The following is an 8,722-nucleotide window of genomic DNA, read 5'->3' as shown; positions in this document are numbered from 1 at the left end:
TTTTTGATATGGTCGGCGACCTTGTCTCGCTGCGTCTTATAGACTTCGGCGACACCGACCAGTTCGATGTTCCGGCCTTCTTCGTGCAGTTTACACAGCGTCTTGACGTGAGCGCCATAGCCGCGACCCCCGGGGCCGATAAATCCAATTCGCATGCGTTCGTTGGATCCCGCTGCTGCAGCGGATCGTGTGGCGGACAAACCCACCGATGCCGCCGCCGCGACTCCGGCCGACTGCGTGATGAAGTTGCGGCGATTGGATTGATTCTCGGGTTGCTTTTCAGCTGTCATGATAAAGATTCCTCATCTTAGACGCTCTCGTTGTTAAAAGAGCGATCGGGTAATTGGATCGGGTAATAAAACGTACGAGGGTGAAGTGGAGTCAAAAAAGAGTTTTTTGTGGGGCGGTTACTTACGGAACAACGACTTGTTCTCGATGGAAGTCAACTCGTTTGATGAAAGGCCCCATTTCCAATCGAGTGTCGGCGGCGTTTGGCCATCGGACAGACATGTTAATTGGATCGGGTGATAACCCTTGGCCAATTTAATCGAAACCGTACGCCGTTGTCCCGCTTGATAACCAAAGTCGGCATCGAGCACCGACGCTTGGTGAATCCGTAGAAACGCTTTGTTGCTTGACGACAAGCTCATTTGGTAGGTGCCTGTTTCCGGCACGTCGATCCAGCCGGTCCACTGGATTGCCCCTTTGCCGCCTGTAACTGCCGCCGCATCGATGTTGGCGGAAGTGCCCGATTTTTGCGGTTGCATTCCACTGGTTTTGGGGACGTAGGGGAAATCGCCTTCGTAGAACGACCACTGCAAACCGGGCGATGCCTCCGAGATATTGGCCGCTGGAATGGCGACGTTGTCGTAAGGCCGTTTGGCACTCGCGTTGGGCATCCGTGATTGCAAGACGTGGTCACGCATCCGTTTTTCAAGTTGCTTGAATCGCGGATTGCTGTTCGCTAGATCGTGTTGTTCTTTGGGATCTTTTTTCAGGTCAAAGATTTGAAACGGATCATCATGGGATTTGATGTTCACTCGCACGCCCTTGAATCCGTCCAAATGGACGACTTGCATTTGGCCGCGTTTTTTGCCGCGATGCGATGGTGAGAAGTCTTTGTACTTTGGCGTGGATCCGTTCTGTGAATACTCGACATAGATTTGGCTCGTCTCGGCATTGCCTGTTCCGGTCAACCGAGGTCGCAGCGAAACGCCGTCGGTGCGGGCTGGAGCGGCAATCCCGCCAAGATCGGCAAACGTCGGCATCCAATCATGAAACTGACTCGGTTCCGTGTTGATTTTGCCAGCCGGGATGTTCCCAGGCCACCATGCCAACGTGGCGACGCGAATACCGCCTTCCCAAACATCACGTTTGATCCCATTGAGTGGGCCGTACGACTGAAACGACGTGGGGTCGTAATTGGAATTCGAAAGGTAGCTTTCTTGATGCGGCCCGTTGTCGCTAGAGATCACGACAAGCGTGTTTTTGTCGATCTTGAGATCACGCAGCGTCTGCAGCAGATCGCCGACGCAGTGATCAATTCGCCGTACCATCGTAGCGAATCGTTCTTCTTCGTCGCTCCAACCTTTGCCGACGTAATCGGGATGGCGGTACGAATCAATTTCGCCTTCGGCGGTGTTAATCATGTGCCCCGCTTCGCCGGTCCACTGAATTCCGCCCTTCAATCCGTTGCCTTCGGGATAGGCCATCGTCGGCGTTTGCAGTGCTGCGTGCGGTGTGTCGTAGGCGAGGTACAAGAAAAACGGTTCTTGCGGATTCGATTTTGTCTGCTCGGCGATCCAGTGTTTGCTGCGTGCGGTGAACAAGTCGGTGGTGTAGCACTTTGAAAGCCCCGCAGAAACTTCTTGGTCGTTATGCCATACCTGTTTGGGTTGGCGATGGGTTTCGCTGTTGCCTAGTGGCCACGCGTCGGCGGGGTAATGCACATGCCCATCGACGTGACGAACGTAGCCAAAAAATTCATCAAAACCTCGTTTGGTCGGATAGGCGGGCCACGTTGCTGCCGAATCGCCATTGCCCTGCAAGCCATACTTCCCAATCAACGCCGTTTTGTAGCCAGCGTTTTTCATCACCGTCGCCAGCGTGTGATTGTCGGCCAAACTCTTGTCGAATTGGTTGTCCCGCACCTCGGCGTGTCCTTGGTGTACCCCGGTCAACAGCGATGAACGGCTGGGGGCGCAGACCGGAGCCGGGCAATAATGCTGGCGAAGCTGGATGCCTTCGGCCGCCATTTGATCGATCATTGGCGTATGCAGCCGCTTGTCGTGTTGGGAAGCGTTCTGGTGCAGCACTCCAAGGTCACCCCACCCCAGATCGTCACACAAAATGAAAATCACATTGGGCTTCGACGGTGGGTTGGCAGCCGTCGCCGCAGGGTGGATCCAGGCATAGGCCAGCGTCATCGTGAGAAAAAACAGGGCAGTCAATCGCATCATTCTTGGGGTATCACTCGTGATCGGAAGGTGGAAAAGCGTCGTCGTTGATCGCCGCTAGGAGCACGGCGGAATGGGATCGCATCAGGTTCGGTTGTCATTGTAACCCAATCTCTGCTTGTGGGTTTACCTGCGCGCCCTACACTGAACGACTCCCTGTTTTTTTGTTTGTATTGATTATCTTGCCGGTTATGACTGAAACCAATTCCGATCTGGCGGAGCAGCCGCCCCGCAAAATAGCGCCGAGCCCGAAATTGTCGGGACTGGGGCTGACGCTGGCACTTTTGGCGGTCTGTCTTTTCCCGTTGGCGGGGCTAAGTCTGTATGCGACATTTTATGGTCGAGCCGCCTCGCGATCGCTGCCGGTGGAAGTCTCGCTGGACCGCCAAACCGTCGTCGCCCCCAATGGCCAAGGCGGACTGTTGACCGATGTCGTGGTGATCGTCAACACGGCCGATCATGACATTCCCAATCTGACCGTGAATTTGAACGGCCAGTATTTTTTGTATCGTGATTCACCTCTGCAAAAAGGGGAAACGTTGGTGTTGCCGCAAAGCATTTTTATGACCAAAGCCAACCAGCGGTTTGTGCCGGGGCGGTACCCGATCACCGAGGTCACCGTGACAGGGCGACTGCCCAGCAACGCACGTGGGGTGACAGAAACCCACTTCGAGTAAGCCCCACCTCTGCCCTTCCTAGCTCTACCCTGCCCTGGCTGCTGGTTTGTCCGTCCGCCCGCCTCCGTTTGACCTGCAACCCCGCGAGAAACCAAACATGCGTCCCTTTGCCGCTCGTGTCCTCTCTCTGTTGACCGTTTCTGCCATCGTGATCGCGCCGTCGGCGGCGATCGGGCAAGGTAGTAAGCAGGATTACGAACGTTGGCAAACGCTGAGCAAGCGAATCAATCAACCCATTTTTAGGGACAAGGTCGATCCAAATTGGAGCGAGTCGTCCGAGGGAGCGTTTTGGTATCAAGTCCTCTCGTCCGATAATGTATTCCGGTACATCATCGTCGATCCGGCAACAAAGACTCGCAATGAGGCATTTGATCACGATCAATTGGCGAGTCTGCTTGCAGCGGAGCTGGGGGAGGACGCATCGTTATCGAAATCAAAGTTGAAGCTGCGATCGTTGTCCTTTGACCCCGAATTTACCAAGGCTCGGTTTGAATTTGGCAAGCGAAAATGGCAGTTCGTTCTACCCGCTGGCCCGCTCAGCGAGGTCGATTCGCGAGAACGCGATCGCGTCGATTCGGATGCCGCAGAAACACTGACTGCTAATCGACAGGTGCAGAGAAGTCGGGATGGCGGCGATCGGACGCAGATTCAGTTTGAAAACCGCACCGCCGAGCCGCTGCATTACAAATGGGTGACCCCGACGGGTGAGTACCGCGAATACGGCCGCGTTGCACCTCAGAAAACTGCATCGATTTCGACCTTCGAGGGGCACAGCTGGGTCCTGGAATCTCCAAGCGGTTCCATTGTCGCGGCATTTGTCGCCGACGTGTGGCAGTCGCTTGCTCGAATCGACGCGGATACGCCCCAGCCCAAACCTTTGCGAAATTTGAAAAAACGATCGGCACGTGCTGGCCGCTCATCGCAATCTCGTTCGCCTGATGATGCCTGGCAAGTCGCTTTCGAGAATCACAATGTCGTGCTGACATCCACCACTTCCGATGCACGAGCCGTTTTGACAACGGGCGGCGATGACAAAAATGGATTCGCAGGACGAGTTTGGTGGTCACCCGATTCTCGCAGTTTTGTCGTGATGAAAACCGAGAAAGTCGACGTGCGAACGATTCCGATTGTCCAAGCAGCACCGAAGGGTTCGATTCACTCTGAATTGCATACCGTCAATTATGCAAAGCCCGGTGACGCGATGGATCATCCGCGTCCCGTCCTGTTTCGTGTCAACGAAAACGAGATCGCCGAGACAACCGCCACGATGATTGACGATTCGTTGTTTCCTAATCCCTATTCGATTGGCGATTTACAGTGGCACGATGACAGCACCTCGTTTTCATTCTTGTACAACCAACGGGGGCATCAAACGCTGCGTGTGGTCTCGGTGGACGCGGAATCTGCTGAGCCGCGAGCGATGATTGATGAACAGAGCGAGACGTTTGTCTGTTACTCACACAAGACTTTCTTGCGGCGAATCGATGCGAGCAACGAAGCGATTTGGATGAGTGAACGCTCGGGGTGGAATCATCTGTACTTGATCGATCAAGCCAGCGGTGAAGTAAAAAACGCAATTACCCATGGCGATTGGGTGGTGCGGGGTGTCGAGCATGTAGACGAAGCGAATCGACAAATCTGGTTAACGGTTTCGGGGATCGACAAGGACCAAGATCCTTATCATCGTCATTTGATTCGGGTGAACTTCGACGGCAGCGATCTGGTTCGCTTAACGCGTGGCGATGGAGATCACGAGTGGCAATTCTCGCCCCAGCGTCGCTACATCGTCGATTCGTATTCGCGAGTCGATCTGCCAGCGGTGACCGAGCTCCGGGATGCCGAGACGGGCGAATGGGTTGTCGAGTTGGAAAAGGCTGATGCCTCCGAATTGCTGAAGACCGGATGGCAATTCCCCGAACGGTTTGTCGCCAAAGGTCGCGATGGGGAAACTGATATCCACGGGATCATCATTCGTCCCACCGATTTCGACGCGAGTAAAAAGTACCCGGTGCTCGAGGCCATTTACGCGGGGCCTCATTCCGCATTTGTGCCCAAGCAATTTGGCCGCCATAGCAGCTTGGTTGAAATGGCCGAGTTAGGATTTATCGTGGTCAAAATCGATGGGATGGGGACCAGCCATCGCAGTAAAGCGTTTCACGACGTGTGTTGGCAGAACCTTGGCGACAGCGGGTTTGCCGACCGCATCGCTTGGATGAAGGAGGCGGCGATCGACCGACCCGAAATGGACCTCTCCCGTGTGGGAATCTGGGGCGGTTCCGCCGGGGGCCAAAGTGCGATGCGAGCGCTGATTGCTCACGGCGATTTTTATCACGCGGCGGTTGCCGATTGCGGATGCCATGACAATCGCGTCGACAAACGCTGGTGGAACGAGCAGTGGATGGGATACCCCATCGGACCTCACTACGCCGAGCAATCCAACGTGACCCAGGCGGATCGGTTGCAGGGCGACTTGATGTTGATCGTGGGCGAGATGGACCAAAACGTTGACCCCGCGACGACGATGCAAGTGGTCGACGCGTTGGTCAAAGCGGACAAGGATTTTGAACTACTGGTGATGCCCGGCGTTGGTCACGGCGCCGCGAGCCATCCCTATGCTCACCGTCGCCAAGCCGACTTCTTTATTCGTAAATTGTGGAAGAATGAGCCTCGGTTCTAGAGGGCTTTCGCCGCGTTCATGGTACTGGGGTGCCGGTTCGGCCCGACGCGCTGCGATCCGCTAGCGTAGGGGGATCGGTTGGCGACGAATGTTGGAACGGGGCCGACGCGAGACCAACATGGGGCCAACATGGGGCCGAAACTGGCTCGAAACACGAAAAAAACGCTAGAAAACACCTTTTTGCTTTGATTCAACTTGCTTAGGCTAGAACCAGTTTCGTAAACGTCGCGTAGAAACCGTTCGAAAAGTCTCTCGTTTTCCGCTGCTATACTGCACTTTTTTGATGAACCTCGCTTCCCGAATCGCGTTGATTGCCTATGTGGTGGGCGGCTGGCTTTTGCCGGCAATGCACCATCACGCCGGGCATACGCATGCGTCGCCGTTCGGCGCGATGAGTTCGGCGTGCTGCTCGGATCACGATTGCGAAGCGGCTTCAGCGACGCCCGAAGTGCATCACGACGACGTGTCCAAGTGCTGTCACGCTCGCGATTGTGATGCGACGGAAACTAGTGCGAGCGCAAGCGATGTGGCAGCCCAGTCCGATGCGTTCTTGTACGCCGTGGATTCGGGCAACCCAGAGGCGTGTCTTGGGCTTTGTGCCCTGTGTGCCGCCCAAAGTTTGGTCGGTCAAACGATCACCAGTGCAGCAGGCTCGGTGGGCGATATCGAACTCGTTGATCGATTCGGTTTGACTGGAATTCAGTGGCCGCTCCGCGTTCAACGCGGCGGCATCTCTTCTCGCGGTCCTCCTGTGATTCTTTAAAGACGGTTCGCGGCCTTCGCGTCGCGTTCCACCATCGTTGATTGTGGCATCAGCAATTTGCTGTTGATGCTTGCTAGATCTTTCAATCGGCGCTGCGTCTGTTGATATTTCGATCCGGTCTTTTTTGAATCATTTTATTTTTTTGGAATCGTAGAGAAACGCAATGAATACGCCCTTTGTCTTGCCTGTGACGCGAAGTCCTCGCTCACGTTTTGTTATCCCACGCCATGGATTTACCTTGGTCGAATTGTTGGTCGTGATCGCGATCATCGGGGTCTTGGTTGGATTGTTGTTGCCCGCAGTGCAAGCAGCTCGTGAAGCGGCTCGTCGGATGAGCTGCAGCAATAATGTGAAACAGCTCGGGTTGAGCATTCACAACTACCACTCGTCGTACAACCAATTGCCGATGCATGGCGGTGGGACTTGGGTCAACGGAGCCGCGATCGGCAGCGACGTCAGCAACCGCATGGATCTTTCCGCTTGGGTTGGTTTGACTCCGTTTTTCGAACAGCAAGCGTTGTGGGAACAGATCAGTAACCCGTCGGGAGCCTACCCCGCGATGGGCCCGGAAACGGATGAAGCGAACTATCAACCCTGGGTCACGGAATTGGCAACGCTGCGTTGCCCGAGTGATCCCGGTGTAGGATTGCCTAGCTTTGGACGAACCAACTATGCCGTCTGTCTTGGTGATTCGATCCATTACATGGATCGCGGACCGCTGGGAATCGAGAGTGCGACGACCGTCACGCTCAGCAATCTGGCGACGCATGCGACCGAAGCACGTGCAGCTTGCCGAGGCGCGTTTGTGTCACACCAAACGATGCGTTTCCGTGACGTGTTGGATGGTATGTCCAACACGATTTTTGCAGGCGAAATCGCAACGGATCTCGGTGACAATGACATTCGTACGATTGCCGCGATCGGCAATGACGCGTCCGAATTGGTGCGTGAAGAACCCGACTATTGTGTTCACGACGGGTTGGTCGATCCGAATCGTCCCAAATTCTGGCTCGCTGGCGCGGCAACGCTTGCTCCTTCAAATCACGGTCGCGGATTTCGTTGGGCATCGAGCGGCTCGTCCTACACTGGTTTCAACACGATCATTCCACCGAACCGAGAACTCTGTTTTGGTGGTCCCAATGCAAGTTCGCATGGCGTCGCACCGCCGAGCAGCCGACATCAAGGCGGCGTGCATGTGTTGATGGGAGATGGCTCGGTCAAATTTGTCACCGATTCGATCATCGGGGGCGACGTTCACCACGAGAACGTTTGGAGTGGCGGAGCCGGCGAAAGTGCTCCGGGATCCAGGAGCCCGTACGGTTTGTGGGGAGCCCTTGGCACACGCGCTTCGCGAGAAGTCATCTCCGACGACTTCTAGTCCAATCGATTGCCGTTTCCGTTTCGGTAGCGAAAGTCGCGAAGACTTTCGAGAGGCATCCCCGTCGAGCCTTGACGCTCGTATCACGACTGTGCCAATGCCGGAGTCGGCTGTGGCAACGTGGCTGAAGAGCGTTGAATGATTTGCTGTGCCGCCAATGTCGCAAGCGCCTTCAGCGTCAGTTGCGGATTGATTTCGCAACCGGCGGGAAAGATCGAGGTATCGGCGACCGTCAGATTTTCAATCGCTTCGCCGCAATCGGTCATCATTTGGAAGGTCGTCGGATTGACCACGTCACCCAGCGACGCACCGCCTTGAGGATGCGTAGTTAACAGATTGACGAATGCGGGACCACGGCGGCGAATTTCGCTTAGTCCCCATTCAAAGTCATCCATGTTGCGGATGCGCAGCGGGCGGCCACATCGCATCAGGATCGATTTGGTAGGCAGATGCAAAGAGACGCCGTCGTCGGGTTTGGCGGCTGCGAAATAGATCCGTGCGACACGACGTAAACCACGCAGCAGCATTTCAAATTCATCACAGTCGAATTCGAGATGGAAATCGCCGCACGAATCGACATAGTTGCTGCAGCGAACTTTGGTGGGAACGACAATGCCCGACATCGACAGATGATTGAACTTGCGCATCACGCAGGCGAACTCTTTGAACCATCCGGTTAACGCGAGCGCCACGGTGCCGGGGAAGTGGCACCAATTTTCCACCGCAGGGACCTCGACCATTTTGCCGTTTTCCATGATGTTGCGGCGGTCG

The 8,722-nt window shown here is 55.3% G+C and carries 6 protein-coding genes and 1 pseudogene; 4 read left to right on the top strand and 3 right to left on the bottom strand.

Annotated features, from left to right (window positions below):
* Both ABX962_RS22490 and ABX962_RS22485 read right to left on the bottom strand, forming a co-directional pair.
* Window positions 1-290 (bottom strand): annotated as a pseudogene (locus ABX962_RS22490) (gfo/Idh/MocA family oxidoreductase); the annotation flags it as partial.
* Between the two features lie 117 nt (window positions 291-407).
* Window positions 408-2,456 carry a sulfatase-like hydrolase/transferase gene (locus ABX962_RS22485; RefSeq protein ID WP_372722508.1) on the bottom strand — a complete coding sequence of 683 codons (2,049 nt, stop codon included), beginning with the start codon at window positions 2,454-2,456 and terminating at the stop codon, window positions 408-410.
* 191 nt (window positions 2,457-2,647) lie between these two features.
* Between ABX962_RS22485 and ABX962_RS22480 the strand changes: the two genes are divergently transcribed.
* The 4 genes from ABX962_RS22480 (at window position 2,648) to ABX962_RS22465 (ending at window position 7,951) form a co-directional block, all read left to right on the top strand.
* Window positions 2,648-3,133: a hypothetical protein gene (locus ABX962_RS22480; protein WP_372722506.1), complete on the top strand. Its 486-nt coding sequence runs from the start codon at window positions 2,648-2,650 to the stop codon at window positions 3,131-3,133.
* A 97-nt stretch (window positions 3,134-3,230) separates the two neighbouring features.
* Complete coding sequence (locus tag ABX962_RS22475; RefSeq protein ID WP_372722505.1) at window positions 3,231-5,810, top strand: DPP IV N-terminal domain-containing protein; 2,580 nt, start codon at window positions 3,231-3,233, stop codon at window positions 5,808-5,810.
* A 283-nt stretch (window positions 5,811-6,093) separates the two neighbouring features.
* Entirely contained in the window at window positions 6,094-6,573 is a 480-nt protein-coding gene (locus ABX962_RS22470) for a hypothetical protein (protein WP_372722503.1), read from the top strand.
* Between the two features lie 163 nt (window positions 6,574-6,736).
* Window positions 6,737-7,951: a DUF1559 domain-containing protein gene (locus ABX962_RS22465; protein ID WP_372722502.1), complete on the top strand. Its 1,215-nt coding sequence runs from the start codon at window positions 6,737-6,739 to the stop codon at window positions 7,949-7,951.
* An 83-nt stretch (window positions 7,952-8,034) separates the two neighbouring features.
* Here ABX962_RS22465 and ABX962_RS22460 read toward each other — a convergent pair.
* Window positions 8,035-8,722 (bottom strand): GMC oxidoreductase (locus tag ABX962_RS22460; RefSeq protein WP_372722500.1); only part of this gene is annotated, 688 nt, incomplete at its 5' end.

It is taken from the genome of Novipirellula sp. (assembly GCF_041583735.1).
In the GTDB taxonomy this organism is placed as follows: Bacteria; Planctomycetota; Planctomycetia; order Pirellulales; family Pirellulaceae; genus Novipirellula.
This window is presented reverse-complemented; position numbering and strand designations above follow the sequence as displayed.

What these genes read in the sequence shown, in the direction of transcription:
- ABX962_RS22465 (WP_372722502.1), top strand. Translation starts at nt 6,737, where the DNA reads ATGAATACGCCCTTTGTCTTGCCTGTGACGCGAAGTCCTCGCTCACGT.
- ABX962_RS22470 (WP_372722503.1), top strand. Translation starts at nt 6,094, where the DNA reads ATGAACCTCGCTTCCCGAATCGCGTTGATTGCCTATGTGGTGGGCGGC.
- ABX962_RS22485 (WP_372722508.1), bottom strand. Translation starts at nt 2,456, where the DNA reads ATGCGATTGACTGCCCTGTTTTTTCTCACGATGACGCTGGCCTATGCC.
- ABX962_RS22475 (WP_372722505.1), top strand. Translation starts at nt 3,231, where the DNA reads ATGCGTCCCTTTGCCGCTCGTGTCCTCTCTCTGTTGACCGTTTCTGCC.
- ABX962_RS22480 (WP_372722506.1), top strand. Translation starts at nt 2,648, where the DNA reads ATGACTGAAACCAATTCCGATCTGGCGGAGCAGCCGCCCCGCAAAATA.